16 protein-coding genes are annotated in these 19,921 nt (G+C 68.8%); 7 read left to right on the top strand and 9 right to left on the bottom strand.

Annotated elements, in window-relative coordinates:
• Nucleotides 1–27 precede the first annotated feature (27 nt).
• The 7 genes from AC3ERT_RS05035 (at nucleotide 28) to AC3ERT_RS05005 (ending at nucleotide 9,849) form a co-directional block, all read left to right on the top strand.
• Nucleotides 28–2,274: a S9 family peptidase gene (locus AC3ERT_RS05035; RefSeq protein ID WP_435172887.1), complete on the top strand. Its 2,247-nt coding sequence runs from the start codon at nucleotides 28–30 to the stop codon at nucleotides 2,272–2,274.
• A 480-nt stretch (nucleotides 2,275–2,754) separates the two neighbouring features.
• Nucleotides 2,755–3,789, top strand: a complete 1,035-nt coding sequence (locus AC3ERT_RS05030; RefSeq protein ID WP_435172885.1) for an ABC transporter permease — start codon at nucleotides 2,755–2,757, stop codon at nucleotides 3,787–3,789.
• A 208-nt stretch (nucleotides 3,790–3,997) separates the two neighbouring features.
• Nucleotides 3,998–5,644, top strand: coding sequence for an ABC transporter substrate-binding protein (locus tag AC3ERT_RS05025; RefSeq protein ID WP_435172884.1), 1,647 nt, complete (start codon nucleotides 3,998–4,000; stop codon nucleotides 5,642–5,644).
• Between the two features lie 136 nt (nucleotides 5,645–5,780).
• Entirely contained in the window at nucleotides 5,781–6,758 is a 978-nt protein-coding gene (locus AC3ERT_RS05020) for an ABC transporter permease (RefSeq protein ID WP_435172883.1), read from the top strand.
• Nucleotides 6,759–6,813: 55 nt separating this feature from the next.
• Complete coding sequence (locus tag AC3ERT_RS05015) at nucleotides 6,814–7,878, top strand: ABC transporter ATP-binding protein (RefSeq protein ID WP_435172882.1); 1,065 nt, start codon at nucleotides 6,814–6,816, stop codon at nucleotides 7,876–7,878.
• A 21-nt stretch (nucleotides 7,879–7,899) separates the two neighbouring features.
• Nucleotides 7,900–9,108 carry an ABC transporter ATP-binding protein gene (locus tag AC3ERT_RS05010; protein ID WP_435172880.1) on the top strand — a complete coding sequence of 403 codons (1,209 nt, stop codon included), beginning with the start codon at nucleotides 7,900–7,902 and terminating at the stop codon, nucleotides 9,106–9,108.
• Nucleotides 9,109–9,321: 213 nt separating this feature from the next.
• Nucleotides 9,322–9,849: a ricin-type beta-trefoil lectin domain protein gene (locus AC3ERT_RS05005; RefSeq protein ID WP_435172878.1), complete on the top strand. Its 528-nt coding sequence runs from the start codon at nucleotides 9,322–9,324 to the stop codon at nucleotides 9,847–9,849.
• Nucleotides 9,850–9,877: 28 nt separating this feature from the next.
• Here the strand turns inward: AC3ERT_RS05005 and AC3ERT_RS05000 are convergent, their stop codons facing one another.
• The 9 genes from AC3ERT_RS05000 to AC3ERT_RS04960 form a co-directional block, all read right to left on the bottom strand.
• On the bottom strand, nucleotides 9,878–10,960 hold the full coding sequence (locus AC3ERT_RS05000) for an ABC transporter ATP-binding protein (RefSeq protein ID WP_435172876.1): 1,083 nt from the start codon (nucleotides 10,958–10,960) through the stop codon (nucleotides 9,878–9,880).
• On the bottom strand, nucleotides 10,929–11,999 hold the full coding sequence (locus AC3ERT_RS04995) for an ABC transporter ATP-binding protein (RefSeq protein WP_435125765.1): 1,071 nt from the start codon (nucleotides 11,997–11,999) through the stop codon (nucleotides 10,929–10,931). Before AC3ERT_RS04995 ends, AC3ERT_RS05000 begins: the two co-directional genes overlap by 32 nt.
• A gap of 11 nt (nucleotides 12,000–12,010) precedes the next feature.
• On the bottom strand, nucleotides 12,011–12,931 hold the full coding sequence (locus AC3ERT_RS04990; protein WP_335984404.1) for an ABC transporter permease: 921 nt from the start codon (nucleotides 12,929–12,931) through the stop codon (nucleotides 12,011–12,013).
• A 70-nt stretch (nucleotides 12,932–13,001) separates the two neighbouring features.
• A complete protein-coding gene (locus tag AC3ERT_RS04985; protein WP_435125763.1) occupies nucleotides 13,002–13,925 on the bottom strand; it encodes an ABC transporter permease in 924 nt (307 codons plus the stop codon).
• A 76-nt stretch (nucleotides 13,926–14,001) separates the two neighbouring features.
• Complete coding sequence (locus tag AC3ERT_RS04980) at nucleotides 14,002–15,642, bottom strand: peptide ABC transporter substrate-binding protein (protein WP_435125760.1); 1,641 nt, start codon at nucleotides 15,640–15,642, stop codon at nucleotides 14,002–14,004.
• Between the two features lie 251 nt (nucleotides 15,643–15,893).
• Nucleotides 15,894–16,979 (bottom strand): ABC transporter ATP-binding protein, encoded by a 1,086-nt coding sequence (locus AC3ERT_RS04975; RefSeq protein ID WP_435172874.1) that lies wholly within the window; start codon nucleotides 16,977–16,979, stop codon nucleotides 15,894–15,896.
• Nucleotides 16,972–17,997, bottom strand: a complete 1,026-nt coding sequence (locus AC3ERT_RS04970) for an ABC transporter ATP-binding protein (protein WP_435125755.1) — start codon at nucleotides 17,995–17,997, stop codon at nucleotides 16,972–16,974. The genes AC3ERT_RS04975 and AC3ERT_RS04970 overlap by 8 nt, the downstream gene beginning before the upstream one ends.
• Before the next feature lie 11 nt (nucleotides 17,998–18,008).
• The gene (locus AC3ERT_RS04965; protein ID WP_435125753.1) at nucleotides 18,009–18,941 is read right to left on the bottom strand and encodes an ABC transporter permease; all 933 of its coding nucleotides are present in this window, start codon (nucleotides 18,939–18,941) and stop codon (nucleotides 18,009–18,011) included.
• A complete protein-coding gene (locus tag AC3ERT_RS04960; RefSeq protein WP_335980622.1) occupies nucleotides 18,934–19,857 on the bottom strand; it encodes an ABC transporter permease in 924 nt (307 codons plus the stop codon). The genes AC3ERT_RS04965 and AC3ERT_RS04960 overlap by 8 nt, the downstream gene beginning before the upstream one ends.
• Nucleotides 19,858–19,921: the final 64 nt, after the last annotated feature.

Genomic DNA, 19,921 nt, shown 5'->3' with positions numbered 1-19,921 from the left:
TCGGTGCCACCCTCTAGGGTCGCGGGTATGACGTACCTCTCATTCCCACGGCAGCACGCGCGGACACAGCGGTTCACCCTCGGGGTGCCGCGGGCGTTCGCGATCGCGCCGGGCGGGGACCGGGTGGCGTTCGTGCGCTCCCGCTCCGGCACCGAGCGGGAGCAGCTGCTGTGGGTGCTGGACCTGCCGGCGGGCGGCGCGCAGGACCCGGTGGAGCGGCTGGTGGCCGATCCCGCGGCCGTACTGGGCGGCGCCGGCGAGGAGTTGCCCGCGGCCGAGCGGGCCCGGCGCGAGCGCAGCCGGGAGGGCTCCGCGGGCGTGGTGGCCTTCGCGGTGGACCGCGCGGTGGAGCTGGCCGCCTTCGCGCTGTCGGGGCGGCTGTTCGTGGCGGACCTGACCGCCGCCGGGGGCGCGGGCGGCGAGGGGGCGCCCGCGGTGCGCGAACTGGCCGTGCCGGGCCCGGTGGTGGACCCGCGGCCGTCGCCGGACGGCCGCTGGGTGGCGTACACGGCGGGCGGCGCGCTGCGGGTGGCCGCCAGCGCGGGCGCGGACTCGGACGCAGGAGCGGGCACGGAGGGGGGCGCGGATGCGGGCGGGGATGCGGGCGGGGGTGCCGCGGACCGCGCGCTCGCCGAGCCGGACGGCCCGTCGGTCACCTGGGGGCTCGCGGAGTTCGTCGCCGCCGAGGAGATGGGCCGCAGCCGCGGCTTCTGGTGGGCGCCGGACAGCAGCGCGCTGCTGGTCGCCCGGGTGGACGAGGCGCCGGTCCAGCACTGGTGGATCTCGCAGCCCGCACACCCCGACCGCGCCCCGGTCGAGGTCGCCTATCCGCAGGCCGGCACGCCCAATGCGGAGGTGGCGCTCGCGCTGTTCGGCCTGGACGGCTCGCGCACCGACGTGGTGTGGGACCGCGACCGCTATCCGTACCTCGCGTCGGTGCACTGGTCGCCGGCCGGCCCGCCGCTGCTGCTGGTGCAGGCCCGGGACCAGCGCTCCCAGGCGTATCTGTCGGTGGACACCGCCTCGGGCGCGACCAAGGCCCTGGCCGTCGAGGAAGATCCAACTTGGCTTGATCTCTTCCCTGGGGTGCCGGTCCTGACCCCGGCCGGCGAGCTGGTCACGATCACCGACGCATCGGGAGCACGTGCCCTGAAGGTGGGCGAACTGACCCTGACCGGGCCGGAGTTGCACCTGCGGGCGCTGCTGGACACCGGGGACGGGGACTTCCTGGTCAGCGCCTCCGCCGGGCAGGCCGCGGCCGCGCCGGAGATCGGCGAGATCCATGTCTACCGGGTGCCCGGCGGCAGCGCCCCGGCCGCCCCGGTCCGCGTCTCGGCCGAGCCCGGTGTGCACACCGCGGTGCGCTCCGGCGGCCTGACGGTGCTGACGTCCGCCACGCCGGACCGCCCCGGCCCGGTGACCCGGGTGCTGCGCGACGGCGCCGAGGTCGCCCGGATCGCCTCCCATGCCGAGACACCGTCGCTGACCGCGCGGCCGCGGCTGCTGGAGGCGGGCGCGGCGCGCATCCCGACCGCGGTGCTGCTGCCCACCGGCTGGCAGGAGGGCGACGGCCCGCTGCCGGTGCTCATGGACCCCTACGGCGGGCCGCACGGCCAGCGGGTGCACGCGGCGCACAACCCGCACCTGGTCTCGCAGTGGTTCGCCGACCAGGGCTTCGCGGTGATCGTGGCCGACGGCCGCGGCACGCCCGGGCGTTCACCGCAGTGGGAGAAGTCGATCGCGGGCGACTTCGCCGGGGTCTCGCTGCCCGACCAGGTGGCCGCGCTGCACGCGGTCGCCGAGCTGTACCCGCTGGACCTGGGACGGGTGGCGATCCGCGGCTGGTCCTACGGCGGCTACCTCGCGGGACTGGCCGCCCTGCGCCGCCCGGACGTCTTCCACGCGGCGGTGGTCGGCGCCCCGGTCACCGACCTGCGGCTGTACGACACGCACTACATGGAGCGCTACCTCGGCGACCCCCGCGAGCAACCCGAGGTCTACGAGGCGAACTCGCTGGTGGGCGACCACGGGTTGGTGCAGGCCGCGGAGCCGGCCAGGCCGATGATGGTGATCCACGGCCTCGCCGACGACAACGTCCTGGTCGCCCACTCGCTGCGGCTGTCCACCGCGCTGCTGGCCGCCGGGCGGCCGCACGAGGTGCTGCCGCTGTCGGGGGTCACCCATATGACCCCGCAGGAACAGGTCGCGGAGAACCTGCTGCTGCTCCAGGTGGACTTCCTCCGTCGCGCCCTCGGCACCCGCCCGCGGCGGTAGCCGCGCCGCCCCCGCGCGCGCGAAGCCCTCGACACGTCGTGTCGGGGGCTTCTTTCGTTGTCGCCCGGTCGGGTGGTGATACTCGAACCCGGCGCCAACTCCACACCGCGGAGATCCAGACGACGGGCCCTAAGCGGAACGGCCGGTCGGGACCCGCCTGAACGGGCCCCGACCGGCCTACGGCACCCGCACGGCCGTACGTTGTTCAGACTGCTCGGTCCGTATATCGGAGCTGCGACAGAAAAGTTGCTTGCATGTAAACGCACTACGTACCACTAAGTCCGCAATGTCCGCTTCAACTGACCACTGTCAAGCACGTACGGACACCAATCTGCAAAACCTTCGCTCAAGATGCCAAACAACAAGCTTTCTTCCTTCCTTCCCCCCTTGACTGGAAGTTGATTCCATTGCGAAAGTCCCGCTCAACACGCGTTGCGCATCGGCGCTGCACGCACGTTTTCAGTCTCCCGGGGAAGTGTGATGACAAGTCCTAGTAAGGCTGCCGCTGAGAGTGCCGGCAGCCTCACTCTCGACCCAGAGGGCGACAACCCCGGCGACGGGCAGCGACAGGCACCCGAGCTGGTCGGCCGGTCACCGAGGCAGCTTGCCTGGATCCGGTTCAAACGCGACAAGGTCGGCGTGCTCTGCGCGGTGATCATCGCGATCTTCCTGCTGGTCGCGATCTTCGCGCCACTGATCATCAAGCTCTACGGTCAGAACGCGTACGCTCTCTACGGCCAGGACGACGGTCTGCTCAACGCGTACGGCCTGCCGATCAAGCCCAACGGCGGCATCGACGGCAACCACTGGTTCGGCATCGAGCCCCACCTGGGCCGCGACGTGTTCGCCCTGCTGGTCTACGGCATCCGGACCTCGCTCTGCGTGGCCCTGTGCGTCACGATCCTCTCGGTGGTCCTCGGCGTCGTCGTGGGCCTGGTCCAGGGCTACATCGGCGGACGCACCGACTACTTCGTCGGCCGGGCCTCCGACCTGATGATGTCCTTCCCGCAGCAGCTGTTCTTCATCGCCTTCACCCCGGTGGTCCTGTCCCTGTTCGTCAAGCCCGGCCAGGACGAGCCCACCTATCTCCGCTTCACCGCGCTGGTGCTGGTGCAGTTCGTGCTCGGATGGATGTCACTCGGCCGCCTGGTCCGCGCGCAGGTGCTGTCGCTCCGGGAGCGCGAGTACATCGAGGCGGCCAAGCTGTCCGGAGCGTCCAGCAGCCGGATCATCCGCAAGGAACTGCTGCCGAACCTCTGGACCACGATCCTGGTGCAGTCGACCCTGCTCGTCCCGGTGAACGTGACAGCGGAAGCCGGCCTGTCCTTCCTCGGCGTCGGCATGCAGCAGCCGACGCCGGACTGGGGCCTGATGTTCGGGGACGCCGCCGCGAACTACCAGTCCGACATCACCTACATGTTCTTCCCCGGCATCGCGATGGTCATCTTCGTCGTCGCCTTCAACCTGCTCGGGGACTCGGTCCGGGACGCTCTCGATCCCAAGACCATCCGCTGATGAGTGTCCAAGTCGTCTCGCCGGTCCCGGGGAGCGGCAAGACCAGCTCGATGACAGGCAGGAATCCATGAAGAAGCGTAGGGCGTACAGTGCCGCAGCTGTGCTGTCGGTGGGGGCTCTAGCCCTGAGCGCGTGCAGTAGCGGAAACAGCGGCGGGGGGTCGTCGAACCCCAGCGCCGGTAGCAGCGCCAGCGGAGCGTCCGCCAAGGTGCAGACCATCACGGTGGGCACCGCGGCCGACTCGAACGGCCCGGCACCGGCCGTCACGGGGGCGAAGAAGGGCGGCACCGCGATCGACCTGGAGCCGGCGGGTATCAACCACCTCGACCCCGCGCAGGCGTACGTCAACCAGGAGCAGGTCATCGGGCAGCTCTTCAGCCGCCAGCTGACCCAGTACAAGATCGACCCCAAGACCGGCAAGACGGTCCTCGTGGGCGACCTGGCCACCGACACCGGCACCCAGTCCGACGGCGGGAAGACCTGGACGTACCACCTCAAGGACGGCCTGAAGTGGCAGGACGGCACGGCCATCACCTCTGACCAGGTGAAGTACGGCATCGAGCGTCTGTTCTCCACCTACGAGACGTACGGTCCGCAGTACCTCCAGCAGTGGCTGACCGGCAAGTCGGACTTCCGCAAGGTCTACAGCGGCCCGGAGAAGGGCAAGTCGCTGCCGGACTCGGTGCTGGCCACGCCGGACAGCAAGACCATCGTCTTCCACTTCACGTCGCCGCACGCCGACGCGCCGTACGCGATGGCGCTCTCCGGTTCCGGCCCGATCCTGAAGGCCAAGGACACCGGCGCGAAGTACGACACCGCGCCGTTCTCCGACGGCCCGTACCAGATCGCCAGCTACAAGCCGGGCAAGGCCCTCGAGCTGACGCGCAACCCGAACTGGGACGCGAGCACGGACCCGATCCGCAACGCCTACCCGGACAAGTGGGACATCCAGCTCGGCGTCGAGCAGCCCGGCCTGACCCAGCGGCTGGAGCAGCAGAGCGGCAGCGACAAGAACGCCGTCTCGCTGGTGCAGTCCGCCGACCCGACGCAGATGTCGGTGCTGGCCGACTCGCAGTACAAGTCGCGGCTCGTCAGCTCCTACCAGCCGTTCGTGGACGTGTTCAACATCAACCTCAAGCGGATCACGAACGTGAAGGTCCGCCAGGCGATCATCTACGCCTTCCCGATGCAGCAGGTGCAGACCGCGCTCGGCGGCCCGCAGCAGGGTGACCTCGCCACCAACCTGATCGGCCCGACGGTCTCCGGTTTCAAGGCGTCCGACCCGTACGGCAAGCTGACCAAGCCGACCGGTGACCCGGAGAAGGCCAAGGAGCTGCTGAAGGAGGCCGGTGTCAAGAACCTGCACCTGTCCTACGCCTTCTCCAACTCCCAGCGCTGGCAGAACGTCGCCACCACGCTGAAGAACGCGTTCGCCAAGGCCGGCATCACGCTGGACGCCAAGGGCATCGACCAGACCAACTACTACGGTGAGATCGGCAAGGTCGACAACCCGTACGACCTCTACCGCACCGGTTGGGGCGCCGACTGGCCGAACGCCTCCACCGTCATCCCGCCGACCCAGGACGGCCGCCTCATCTCCGACGGCGACCCGAACTACTCGATGCTGAACGACTCGCACGTCAACAGCGAGATCGACCGGATCGGCAAGATCACGGACCTCACCCAGCAGAGCGCCCAGTGGCAGCAGCTGTCGGAGTACATCATGAAGAATGACGCTCCGGAGATCCCGTACCTGTACGACAAGTACTACAACATCTACGGCGATGGCCTCGGTGGCGTGAGCTACAACTCCGCGCTCGGCACCATCAACCCGAACACGATCTACGTGAAGTAGTCGTCACCACCGGCGTCGGCCCCGCGACAGCACAGCGGGGCCGGCGCCACCGGCGCGAGCCGCAAGCTCCACTCGTCCCCTCCCGCTCTCGACCGGCGCCGCCACCCGCGGCCCCTCATACGGAAGAGCCCGACCCATGCTCCGTTTCCTCACCCGCCGGGTGCTGGGCGCCGCGGTCATCCTCGTGTTGATCAGCCTGGTGACCTACCTGCTGTTCTTCGCGTTGCCGAGCGACCCCGCGCTGCTGTCCTGCGGCAAGAACTGCACGCCGCAGAACATCGCCCTGATCCACAAGAACCTCGGCCTCGACAAGCCGATCATCGTCCAGTGGTGGGACTACGTGATCGGCATCTTCGGCGGCCGTCACCTCCCGTTGGGCAACTGCCCGGCACCCTGCTTCGGGCTCTCCTTCAACAACCAGACGCCGGTGTGGTCGTTGCTCAAGGACCGCTACCCCACGACCCTCTCCCTGGCCATCGGTGGCTCCCTCGTCTTCCTCGTCGTGGGTGTCGGTCTGGGCCTGATCTCCGCCTGGAAGCAGGGCTCGGTCTTCGACCGCGCCGCGAGCTCGCTCTCCCTGCTCGGCCAGTCGGTGCAGATCTACTTCATCGGCCCGCTGGCCATCTACCTGTTCTCCTACAAGCTCGGCTGGCTCAACCGCGGCTCGGACCCGAGCTGGACCAGCAACCCTGGTGCCGCGTTCTCCGGCCTGGTGCTGCCATGCGTGATCATGTCGGTGATCTTCTGGTCCAACTACAGCCGCCAGACGCGCTCACTGATGGTGGAACAGCTCTCCGAGGAGCATGTGCGCACGGCTCGCGCCAAGGGCATGAGTTCGCGCTACGTCTTCATGCGGTACGCGCTGCGCGGGGCCATGGGCCCGATCGTGACCATCTTCGGCATCGACCTCGGATCGGTCTTCGGCGGCGCGATCATCACCGAAGCCACCTTCGGCCTGCACGGCCTGGGCAACCTCGCCGTCACCGCGGTCAACCAGTCTGACCTGCCGCTGGAGATGGGCGTCATGCTCGTCGGCGCCACTTCCATCGTCTTCTTCAATATCCTGATCGACGCCTGCTACGCCTTCATCGACCCGCGGATCCGGCTCGGATGAACCCGGCACGTCCAGTAACGCCGAGCATGGCTCCGGACTCGAGGAGAGCCCCAAAGTGACCACACTGACCAAGCCGGAACCCGCCCCCCAGGGCCAGCCGGGCGGCGATCCGTTCCTGTCGGTCCGCGACCTGTATGTGCAGTTCGCGACCGAGGACGGCACCGTCAAGGCCGTCGACGGGCTGTCGTTCGACCTTGAACGCGGCGAGACGCTCGGTATCGTCGGCGAGTCCGGCTCGGGCAAGTCGGTGACCAACCTGGCCATCCTCGGGTTGCACAACCCGCGCAACACCACCATCCGCGGCGAGATCACGCTCGACGGCCAGGAGCTGACCGGTGCGAGCAACCGCACACTGGAACGGCTGCGCGGCAACAAGATGGCGATGGTCTTCCAGGACTCGCTGACCGCGCTTTCGCCGTTCTACACGGTCGGCCGCCAGATCGCCGAGCCGTTCATGAAGCACACCGGAGCCTCCAAACGAGAGGCCCGGTCCCGGGCGATCGAGATGCTGGCCAGGGTCGGTATCCCGCAGCCGCAGACCAGGGTGGACGACTTCCCGCACCAGTTCTCCGGCGGCATGCGCCAGCGCGCGATGATCGCGCTTGCGCTGGTCTGCGACCCGGAGCTGGTGATCGCGGACGAGCCGACCACCGCGCTGGACGTGACCGTGCAGGCCCAGATCCTGGACCTGCTCAAGGACCTCCAGCAGGAGAGCGGCACCGCGATCATCCTGATCACGCACGACCTGGGCGTGATCGCCAACACCGCGGACAAGGTCGTCGTCATGTACGCCGGCCGGGCCGTCGAGCGCGGCAGCACTCGGGAGATCCTGAAGTCTCCGGAACACCCCTACGCGTGGGGGCTGCTGGGCTCCATCCCTCGGCTGACCGCGTCCGTGGACGTGCCACTGGCACCGATCCCGGGCTCGCCCCCGAGCCTGCTCAACCCGCCGACGGGCTGCCCGTTCCACCCCCGGTGCGCCTTCGCCGAGACGGTGGGCGGCGACCGGTGTGCCACCGAGCGGCCTCAATTGCCAGACGGGCGAGGCTCGGCATGCCATCTGACGGCAGATCAGAAGCGTGACATCTTCATCGAGCAGATCCAGCCGCGGCTGCGCTGACCGGGATTCGAGGAACCAGCAATGAGTGAACAGCAGAAGCCGAGCCTCGGAAAGGACACCCCGGCCGAGGCGGCTCCACTGGCGCAGACCGCGGGCGCGGCCACGGCAGCGGAAACGGCCGTACCCGCCCAGCGCCCGGAGCCGGGAGAGCGGCTGCTGAACGTCACCGGCATGCAGAAGTACTTCCCGATCAACGGCGGCTTCGTCTTCCAGCGCCGGATCGGCGACGTACGGGCCGTGGACGGCGTCGACTTCCACATCGACAAGGGCGAAGCGCTCGGCATGGTCGGCGAGTCCGGCTGTGGCAAGTCCACCACCGGGCGCCTGGTCACCCGGCTACTGGAGCCGACCGCCGGAAAGGTGGAGTACGCCGGGCAGGACATCACGCATGCCTCCCGCAAGCAGCTCGCGCCGATCCGGTCCGAGATCCAGATGATCTTCCAGGACCCGTACGCCTCGCTCAACCCGCGGCAGACGGTCGGCAGCATCATCTCCGCGCCGATGGAGATCAACGGGATCAACCCGGCCGGGGGCCGCGAGAAGCGGGTCCGCGAACTGCTGGAGACCGTCGGCCTCAACCCCGAGCACTACAACCGCTTCCCGCACGAGTTCTCCGGCGGCCAGCGGCAGCGCATCGGGGTGGCGCGGGCGCTGTCGGTGAACCCGAAGCTCATCGTGGCCGACGAACCGGTCTCCGCGCTGGACGTCTCCATCCAGGCGCAGGTGGTGAACCTGCTCCAGGAGGTGCAGAAGGAACTCGGCATCGCGTTCCTGTTCATCGCGCACGACCTGGCGATCGTGCGGCACTTCTCGCAGCGCATCGCGGTGATGTACCTGGGCAAGATCGTGGAGATCGGCGACCGCGAGTCGATCTACGGCAAGCCGCGTCACCCGTACACACACGCGCTGCTGTCGGCGGCCCCGGATGCCGACCCCGACGCCAAGGGCCGAGAGCGCATCAGGCTGGCCGGTGACGTGCCGTCGCCGATCAACCCGCCGTCCGGCTGCCGGTTCCGCACCCGCTGCTGGAAAGCGCAGGACGTCTGCGCCGAGCAGGAGCCGCCGCTGGTGCAGCTCGGCGGCAGCGCGGACGGCCACCTGACGGCGTGCCACTTCCCCGAGGAGCCCACTGTCACGGCCCGAAAGGAAGACATAGTGCTCGACCCCGCCCTGGCTGCTGCCGAGGATGCTCCCACGGCGGCACCGGCCGCCACGGAGGAACCTGCCTGACCTGCTTTTCAGCAACGCCGAACGGCCCGCGCCCACCCCGGGTGCGGGCCGTTTCGCGTCCCGAAAAGCAGGCGGAACCGGAATGAAGAACACCGCAAAAACCTCAGAAAAAGCTCAAATTAATGATTTTTTGTTGCCCCGCCCAAGATCTTCCTTATAGCCTCGGGTCAGGCCGATAGGAAGATTGTCCTACCAATTGGCCACGGAAATGACATGACCAATGATCAGGGGGGGACCTTGAATCGCGCACTGAAGTCAAGTCTGATAGCCGGCGCGCTCGCTGTCAGCACGCTCGCGATCGTCGACGCGCAGCCCGCGTCCGCCACGTCCGTCTGGGTACTGCAGAACGTCGCCACCGGCAAGTGCCTGAAGACCAGCACCACGGCGCCGACGACGACCACTCCCACGATGGCGACCTGCAACAAGAGCAGCGTCTACCAGCAGTGGAGTTGGGGAAGTGGCCACGTCCGGCTTTCCGCCAGCAGCAGCAACACGATCAACGGTGTCTGCCTCGGCGTGCAGAAAAGCCCGTCAGGTGAATTCGCCCGACAGGTCGTCGCGACGACCTGTGGCAGCACCACCTACAACCTGAAGTTCACCACCGCTCTCAGCTCCAACTACCCGCTGGCTTCCATCAGTCCGTCGTGCTACGTCGGTCAGTACTCTTCGAGTGACACCTATCCGATCTGCTACACGAACGACGGCAAGTACACCCGGTGGAACTGGGTCCCGGTGAAGTAGTCTCCGGCCCCCGGAGTGAGCCTGGGGCTCACTCCGGGGGCACGATCTGCTTCTCCTCCGCGAAGTGGCAGGCCGAGGGGTGCTCGGCCGGTCCGGCGGTGGCCCGGAAGACCTCCGGCACCGCCAGCGGCGGTTCCAGCTCCGCGCAGATCTCCTGGGCCTTCCAGCAGCGGGTGCGGAAGCGGCAGCCGGACGGCGGGTTGGCCGGCGAGGGCACGTCGCCGTGCAGGATGATCCGCTCCCGGTGCTCGCGCGCCTCCGGGTCGGGCACCGGCACCGCGGAGAGCAGCGCCTGGGTGTAGGGGTGGGTGGGGTGCTCGTAGATCTCGGTGTCCGAGCCGATCTCGACGATCTTGCCGAGGTACATCACCCCGACCCGGTCGGCGATGTGCCGCACGATCGACAGGTCGTGCGCGATGAACATGTACGACAGCTGGAACTCGTCCTGCAACCGCTCCATCAGGTTGACCACCTGGGCCTGCACCGAGACGTCCAGCGCGGAGACCGGCTCGTCGGCCACGATGATCTCCGGGCGCAGCGCGAGCCCGCGGGCGATGCCGATGCGCTGGCGCTGTCCGCCGGAGAACTGGTGCGGGTAGCGGTTGATGTACTCGGGGTTGAGGCCGACCACGTCCAGCAGCTCGCGCACCCGGCGCCGCCGGTCGCCCTTGGGGGCGACCTCGGGGTGGATCTCGAAGGGCTCGCCGATGATGTCGCCGACCGTCATCCGGGGGTTCAGCGAGGTGTAGGGGTCCTGGAAGACCATCTGGATGTTCCGGCGGACCGACCTCAGCGCCCGCCCGGAGACCCGGCTGATGTCCTCGCCCTTGTAGATGATCTCGCCCGCGGTGGGCTGCTCCAGGTTCATCAGCAGCTTCGCCACCGTGGACTTCCCGCAGCCGGACTCCCCGACGATGCCGAGGGTCTCCCCCGCGTACAGGTTGAAGGTGACCCCGTCGACCGCCTGCACGGCGCCGATCTGCTTCTTGAACAGGATGCCGCGGGTCAGCGGGAAGTGCTTGACCAGGCCGCGGACCTGGAGGATCGGCTCACGACCGGACGGGTCGGAGGCGACCGACTCAGGCGTCTGCGGACGGGAGGCTGTCGTCATGCAGGGTCTCCTTCCAGAAGTGGCAGGCGCTCGCCCGGTCCTGGCTGACCCGGTACAGCGGGGGTTCGTCGGTGCGGCACACGGCCTGGGCGCGCGGGCAGCGCGGGTGGAAGGCGCAGCCGGGCGGGATGTGCAGCAGGTTGGGCGGCAGGCCCTTGATCGCGTACAGCTCCTGGCCCTTGCGGTCCAGCCGCGGGATGGAGTCGAGCAGGCCCTTGGTGTAGGGGTGGGCCGGCGCCCGGTAGATGTCGTGGACGGGCGAGGTCTCCACGATCCGGCCCGCGTACATCACCGCGATCTTGTCGGCCACGTCCGCGACCACACCGAGGTCGTGGGTGATCAGGATCAGCCCCATGTTGTACTCGCGCTGGAGCTCGGCGAGCAGCTCCATCACCTGCGCCTGCACGGTGACGTCCAGCGCGGTGGTCGGCTCGTCCGCGATGATCAGGTCCGGCTCCAGGGCCAGCGCCATCGCGATCATCACGCGCTGCCGCATACCGCCGGAGAACTGGTGCGGGTACTGCTTGACGCGTTCGCGGGCGGCGGGGATGCGGACCCGCTCCATCAGCTCGATCGCCTTGGCGCGGGCGTCCTTGCGGGAGGCCTTGTGGTGGACCCGGAACATCTCGCCGAGTTGCTCGCCGACGCTGAGCACCGGGTTGAGCGAGGACAGCGCGTCCTGGAAGATCATCGCCATCTTCGCGCCGCGCACCCGGCGCCGCTCCTCGGCGGAGAGCTTGAGCAGGTCCCGGCCCTGGAAGACGACCTCGCCCTGGGTGACGAACCCGGGGGGCGAGTCGAGGATGCCCATGATCGCCTGCGCGGTCACCGACTTGCCGGAACCGGACTCGCCGAGCACCGCCAGCGTCTCCCCGGCGTCCACCGAGTAGTTGACGCCGTTGACCGCTTTGGCGGTGCCCTCCCGGGTGCGGAACTCCACGTGCAGGTCCCGTACGTCGAGCAGCGGGCCGTCGCCGGCGGGCGGCTGCGCGGACGGTGCCGCGGCGGCTTCCGTGGCTCCTGTGCCACCTGTTGGCATCGCGACGCCTCCTAGCGCAGCTTGGGGTCGAGGGCGTCGCGGACCGCGTCGCCGAGCATGATGAACGCCAGTACGGTCAGGCTCAGCGCGCCGGCCGGCCACAGCAGCATGTGCGGCGCGTTGCGGATCTCGTTGGACGCGTCGGAGATGTCGATGCCCCAGGAGACGGTGGGCGGTTTCAGGCCCACGCCGAGGTAGGACAGCGTCGCCTCCAGTGCGATGTACGTGCCCAGCGCGATGGTGCCGACGACGATCACCGGGGCGACGGCGTTGGGCGTGATGTGCCGTACCAGCATCCGGGAGTTGCCGGCGCCGAGCGCGCGGGCGGCCTGTACGTAGTCGTTCTGCTTGGCGGTGATCACCGAGCCGCGGGCGATACGGGCGATCTGCGGCCAGCCCAGCAGCACCATGAACCCGACCACCGGCCACACCGTGGAGTTGGTGACCACCGACAGGAAGACCAGGCCGCCGAGGATCACCGGGATGCCGAAGAAGACGTCGCTGATCCGGGAGAGGATCGCGTCCCACCAGCCGCCGAAGAACCCGGCGAGGCCGCCGAGCACGCTGCCGAGGATGACCACGCCGGCGGTCGCGCACACGCCGACGGTGACCGACGCCCTGGCCCCGTACACGACGCGGGTGTAGACGTCGCGGCCCTGGTTGTCGAAGCCGAAGGGGTGGCCGGGGGCCGAACCCTCCTGTGCCCGGGCGAGGTTGGCCTTGAGCGGGTCCTGGGTGGCGATGGTGCCCGGCCAGATCGAGATGAAGATCAGGAAGAGGATGATCAGCGCGGAGATGATGAAGATCGGGTTGCGCCGCAGGTCGCGCCAGGCGTCGGACCACAGGCTGCGCGGTTTGGCGGCGGGGCCGCCCTCCTGCTCGGGTCCCGGCGGCTGCTCCAGGGTCTGCGCGTCGGAGGCGGCCAGGTCCATGCTGCCGCCGTAGCCGCCGGTCGGTGCGATGGCCTGGTTCGGGTCGATCGCTTCGTTGGGGTCGATCGGTTCAGGCATAGCGAATCCTCGGGTCCAGGACCGCGTAGAGCAGGTCGACAAGCAGGTTGGCCAGCAGGAACACCAGGACCAGGATGGTGACGAAGCCGACCACGGTGGGGGCGTTGTTGCGCAGGATGCCCTGGTAGAGCTGGTAGCCGACGCCGTGGATGTTGAAGATCCGCTCGGTGACGATGGCGCCGCCCATCAGGGCGCCGATGTCGGTGCCGATGAAGGTCACCACGGGGATCAGCGAGTTGCGCAGCAGGTGCCGGGTGATCACCCGGTGCCGGGGCAGGCCCTTGGCGACGGCGGTGCGCACGTAGTCGGCGCGGGTGTTCTCCGCGATCGAGGTGCGGGTGAGCCGGGTGACGTAGGCGAGCGAGACCAGGGCGAGCACCAGCCCGGGCAGGATCAGTTCGTTGAAGGGCGCGCTGGGCGACACCGAGGGCGCGGTCCACTTCAGCTGGACGCCGAAGATGTACTGGAGCACGTAGCCGGTGACGAAGGTGGGCACCGAGATGACCACCAGGGTCAGCAGCAGCACCCCGGTGTCGACCGGCTTGCCGCGCCGCATGCCGGTGATGACGCCGAGCAGGATGCCGATGATGATCTCGAAGATGATCGCCACGATGGTCAGCCGGATGGTGATCGGGAAGGCGCTGCCCATCAGCGAGGTGACCGCCTGGCCGTTGAAGGCGGTGCCGAAGTCCCCGCTGAAGATGTTCTTCATGTAGTGCAGGTACTGGGCGCCCAGCGAGTGGTCGAGGTACAGGTCGTGCCGGATCTGGGCGGCCGTGGCCGGGTCCGGCGCCCGCTCGCCGAAGAGCGCGGCGACGGGGTCGCCGAGCGCGTAGACCATGAAGAAGATCAGGAAGGTGCTGCCGATGAACACCGGGATCATCTGGAGCAGCCGCCGGATCACATAGCGTCCCATGGGGCCTCCTGCACGGAATGCACGGAAAGTGGCCGGAGGCCGCACCGGGTCGCCCCGGTGCGGCCTCCGGCCGGTCTCACTTGACCTTGATCTCGTTGTAGACCGGGACGCTGAACGGGTTGAGGCTGACGCTGCTGAGGTTCGTGGAGTAGCCCGCGCTGCCGTTCTGGTACCACAGCGGAATCGCCGGCATGTCCTTGACCAGCAGCTTCTCCGCGTCCTGGAAGGTGCTGATGGCGCTGCTGGTGTTGCTGTCGGCGTTCGCCTGGTTGACCAGCTTGTCGAACTGCGGGTTGCTGTAGTGCGAGTCGTTGGAGGAGGCGTTGGTGAAGTACAGCGGCTGGAGGAAGTCCTGGATCAGCGGGTAGTCCATCTGCCAGCCGGACCGGAACGGGTTGGTCATCTGCTTGTTGGTGATCCGGTTCCGGAAGTCGGCGAAGGTGCCGGTGGGGGCGCCGACGCAGGCCTTGTTGTTGCCCAGCACGTTGTTGATGCTGTTGCAGACCGCGTCCACCCACTCCTTGTGCGAGCCGGTGTCGGCGTTGTAGCCGATGGTGATCTGCCCGCCAGGCAGGCCGCCGCCCTGCTGGATCAGCTGCTTGGCCTTGGTGGGGTTGTAGTCGCAGGTCTCACCGCACAGCCCGGCCTTGTAGCCGCCCGCGTCGCCGAGCACCGGGGAGGTCCAGTCGGTGGCGGGGGTGCGGGTGTTCTGGAAGATCTGCTGGGTGATCTGCTTGCGGTTGATCGCCATCGACAGGCCCTGCCGGACCAGGGCGGACTTCGCCGACGACCAGCGGCTGTCGTAGAGCGGGAAGGCGATGGTCTGGATGATGCCGGCCGGCTCGTTGATGTAGCGGCTGCCGAGGTCGGACTTGACGTTCTTCAGCTGCGAGGCCGGGATGTCGTCGACCAGGTCGATGTTGCCGGCCTGGAGGTCGGTGTAGGCGGTGTTGTTGTCGGTGTAGACCCGCAGGTCGACGCCGTTGTTCACGGCCGCGTCCGGACCCTTGTACCCGTCCCACTTGCGCAGGGACATCTGGGTGCCCTTGGTGTACTGCTGGATCTTGTACGGGCCGTTGCCGACCGGGTTCTTCAGCCAGGCCGCCTGGTTGGTGAAGAACGACTGGGGCAGCGGGTAGAACGCCGAGTAGCCGAGGGTGTCGGGCCACAGTGAGAACTTCTGGTTGAGCTTCACCTTGAACTCGGTGTCCGACACCTTCGTCAGACCCGAGAGCTTGGTGGCGGTGGACGTCGCGCCCGCGGCGTTGGGGTGCACCTTGTCGTAGCCGTCGATCTGCTCGAAGAAGAAGGCGTTGAGCTGGGCGTTCTTCAGCAGGGCGCCGAAGTTCCAGGCGTTGATGAAGGAGTCGGAGGTGACCGGCTCGCCGTTGCTGAACTTCCACCCCGGCTTGATCTTGATGTCGAAGTTCTGCGAGTCGGTGGTGGTGATCGACTGGGCGATCATGTTCTCGGCCTTGGCGGTCTTCGGGTTGTACTTCTTCAGGCCGCGGAAGATCATGTCGAGCACCTTGCCGCCCTGCACCTCGTTGGTGTCGGCCGGCTCCAGCGGGTTCTGCGGGTCGCCCCACGAGGCGCGCACGACACCGCCGCTGCTGCTGCCGCCGCCACTGCTGCTGCTCCCGCCGCCGCAGGCCGTGGCGGCCAGCGCGACCGCCAGCACGCCCACCGCACACCTCACGCGTGTGGCTCCGCGCATCGAACGCCTCCTCATGGGTCCCAAAGGGCATGTGCGTACTCATGACACCGCAATAAGGGCATACCCGCACTTCTTGACTCCGTGTCGCGGGTCGAAGTGCGGGTCAGGAGGCGGTCGGGCGGCCGAAGTTCACCCGGGTGGACGCGTCCGGCGCGGCCTGCGGCCGCACGTACGGCGCAGCGCCCCGGTCCGCGGGAGGCGGTCCGGGGCGCTGCGTTCGTACGAGCCGGGGTGGCGGTGCGCCAGGTGTGTCAGGCCGCGTCGGCGGACCCGCCCACCACCTGCCGCTCCTCCGCGAAGTGGCACGCCGACTCGTGGGCGGCCGGGGTGTCGGTGCCGGCGAAGACCGAAGGCACCGCGAGCAGCGGCACCTCCTGCGCGCACCGCTCCTGCGCCTTCCAGCAGCGGGTGCGGAAGCGGCAGCCGGACGGCGGGTTCGCCGGCGAGGGCACGTCGCCGGTGAGGATGATCCTCCCCTTACCCGCGGCGGCGCTCCCCTCGCCGCCCGCGGCGGCGCCCACCCGCTCCTCGCGCCCGGTGGGGTCGGGCACCGGCACCGCGGAGAGCAGCGCCTGCGTGTAGGGGTGGGTCGGGTGCTCGTAGATCTCGGCGTCGGTGCCGATCTCCGCCATCCGCCCCAGGTACATCACGCCGACCCGGTCGGAGATGTGCCGCACGATCGACAGGTCGTGCGCGATGAAGAGGTAGGACAGGCCGAACTCGTCCTGGAGCTTCTCCATCAGGTTGATCACCTGCGCCTGCACCGAGACGTCCAGCGCGGAGACCGGCTCGTCGCAGATGATGATCTCCGGGTTGAGGGCCAGGCCGCGGGCGATGCCGATGCGCTGGCGCTGCCCGCCGGAGAACTGGTGCGGGTAGCGGTTGATGTACTCGGGGTTGAGGCCGACCACGTCCAGCAGCTCGCGCACCCGGGCCCGACGGTCGCCCTTGGGGGCGACCTCGGGGTGGATGTCGAAGGGCTCGCCGATGATGTCGCCGACCGTCATCCGGGGGTTCAGCGAGGTGTAGGGGTCCTGGAAGACCATCTGGATGTTCCGGCGGACCGCCTTCAGCGCCCGCCCGGACAGCTTGGTGATGTCCTCGCCCTTGTAGAACACCTCGCCGGAGGTGGCCCGCTCCAGGTTCATCAGCAGCTTCGCCACCGTGGACTTGCCGCAGCCGGACTCCCCGACGATGCCGAGCGTCTCCCCCGCGTACAGGTCGAAGGAGATGCCGTCGACGGCCTTGACCGCGCCGACCTCCTTCTGGAACAGGATGCCGCGGGTCAGCGGGAAGTGCTTGACCAGGTTGCGGACCCGCAGGATGGGCTCAGTCACCGATCGTCTCCTTCCAGAAGTGGCAGGCGCTGCCGCGCTCGGCGCCGACGGTGTGCAGCTGCGGGACCTCGGTCCGGCACACGTCCCGCGCGATCGGGCAGCGCGGGTGGAACGCGCAACCGCCGGGGATACGGGTCAGGTTGGGCGGCAGGCCCTTGATCGCGTACAGCTCCTGGCCCTTGCGGTCCAGCCGCGGGATCGACTGGAGCAGGCCCTTGGTGTAGGGGTGCGCGGGCGCCCGGTAGATGTCGTGCACGGGCGAGGTCTCCACGATCCGGCCCGCGTACATCACCGCGATCTTGTCGGCCACGTCCGCGACCACACCGAGGTCGTGGGTGATCAGGATCAGGCCCATGTTGTACTCGCGCTGGAGCTCCGCGAGCAGGTCCATCACCTGCGCCTGCACGGTGACGTCCAGCGCGGTGGTCGGCTCGTCCGCGATGATCAGGTCCGGCTCCAGGGCCAGCGCCATCGCGATCATGATCCGCTGGCGCATACCGCCGGAGAACTGGTGCGGGTAGTCGCCGATCCGGTCCTTCGCCGCCGGGATGCGCACCCGGTCCATCAGCTCGATCGCCTTGGCGCGGGCCTGCTTGCGGGACATCCCCTGGTGCACCCGGAACATCTCGCCGAGCTGGTAGCCCACGCTCAGCACCGGGTTGAGCGAGGACAGCGCGTCCTGGAAGATCATCGCGATCTTCCGGCCGCGTATCCGGCGCCGCTGCTCCGCGGACATCTTCAGCATGTCCTCGCCCTGGAAGAGGATCTCGCCGTGCGTGATCCGGCCGGGCGGCATGTCCAGGATGCCCATCACGGTCTGCGCGGTGACGGACTTGCCGGACCCGGACTCGCCGAGCACCGCCAGCGTCTCGCCCGCGCGCACGGAGTAGTTCACGCCGTTGACGGCGCGGGCCACCCCGTCGCGGGTGTGGAACTCCACGTGCAGGTCGCGCACGTCGAGCAGCGGGGTGGTGGACGCGGGCGCCGCGGCGCCCGCCCTCTCGTCGGTGACAGTCAACGTGACGCCTCCTAGCGCAGCTTGGGGTCGAGGGCGTCGCGGACCGCGTCGCCGAGCATGATGAACGCCAGCACGGTGATGCTCAGCGCGCCCGCGGGCCACAGCAGCATGTGCGGCGCGTTGCGGATCTCGCTGGACGCCTGGGAGATGTCGATGCCCCACGAGACGGCCGGCGGCTTGAGGCCCACCCCGAGGAAGGACAGCGTCGCCTCCAGCGAGATGAACGTGCCCAGCGCGATGGTGGCCACCACGATGATCGGGGCGAGCGCGTTGGGCGCGATGTGCCGCAGCAGCATCCGGGTGTTGCTCGCGCCGAGCGCGCGGGCGGCCTGGACGTAGTCCTGCTGCTTGGCGGTGATCACCGCACCGCGGGCGATCCGGGCGATCTGCGGCCAGCCCAGCAGCACGATGAAGACCGACACGGTGGTGACGGTGCCGCCCTTGACCACCGACAGGAACACCACGCCGCCCAGCAGGATCGGGATGCCGAAGAAGACGTCGCTGATCCGGGAGAGGATCGCGTCCCACCAGCCGCCGAAGAACCCGGCGAGGCCGCCGAGCAGCGAGCCGAGCACCGCGACCCCGATGGTGGAGAAGATGCCCACCGACACCGACGCGCGGGCGCCGTACACCGTGCGGGTGTAGACGTCGCAGCCCTGGGTGTCGAAGCCGAAGGGGTGCCCGGAGGTCGGCCCCATCTGGGACTTGGCCAGGTCGCAGGAGAGCGGGTTGCCGCTGGCGATCGCGCCGGGCCAGATGGCGATGAAGACCAGGAAGAGGATGAGCAGGCCGGAGACGTAGAACATCGGCTTGCGGCTGAGGTCCCGGAGCGCGTCGGACCACAGGCTGCGCGCCTTCGCGCGCTCCCCGCCGGTCACGGCGGACGGCGTGGGGACGGTGCCGGCGGCGTCGGCCACCGCCTGGCTGTCGGTCATCTCAGGCATACCGAATCCTCGGGTCCAGGACCGCGTAGAGCAGGTCGACGAGCAGGTTGGCGGCGAGGAAGATGATCACCAGGATGGTGACGAAGCCGACCACCGTCGGGGGGTTCTGCCGCAGGATGCCCTGGTAGAGCTGGTAGCCGACGCCGTGGATGTTGAAGATCCGCTCGGTGACGACCGCGCCGCCCATCAGGGCGCCGACGTCGGTGCCGAGGAAGGTCACCACGGGTATCAGCGAGTTGCGCAGCAGGTGCACGGTGACCACGCGGCGCCGGGGCAGGCCCTTGGCGACGGCGGTGCGCAGGTAGTCGGCGCGGGAGTTCTCCGCGACCGAGGTCCGGGTCAGCCGGGCCACGTACGCCAGCGAGACGCCCGCCAGCACCAGGCCCGGCATGATCAGGTCACCGATCGGGGCGCCCTCGGCGACCGCGGGGTTGGCGACGTGCCACTTGACGCCGAAGAAGTACTGGAGCAGGTAGCCGGTGACGAAGGTGGGGACGGCCACCACGATCAGGGTGAACGCGAGCACCCCGGAGTCGGCCAGCCGCCCGCGGCGCAGGCCCGCGATCAGGCCGAGGCCGACACCGGCCACCGCCTCGATCACGAACGCGACCAGGGTCAGCCGGATGGTGACCGGGAACGCGGTGCCCATCAGCTCGGTGACCGGCTGGCCGTTGGCCGAGGTGCCGAAGTCACCGGTGAAGATCTGCTTCATGTAGTGGACGTACTGGGCCGGGAGCGGGTGGTCCAGGTACATCGCGTGCCGGATCTGCGCGGCGGTCGCCGGGTCGGGCGCCTTGTCGCCGAACATGGCCGCCACGGGGTCGCCGAGGGCGTAGACCATGACGAAGATCAGAAACGTCGTGCCGATGAAGACCGGCACCATCTGGAGCAGTCGCCTGATGACGTAGCGCCCCATGTGTCCTCCAGGGATCGGACCAGACGGTGGTGCGGGTCCCCCCCCTGGGGTTCCGGGGGGGGGG

The sequence above is a fragment of the Actinacidiphila sp. bgisy145 genome (assembly GCF_057708125.1).
The sequence above is the reverse complement of the archived record's forward strand: the minus strand, read 5'-3'. Positions and strand labels throughout refer to the sequence as shown.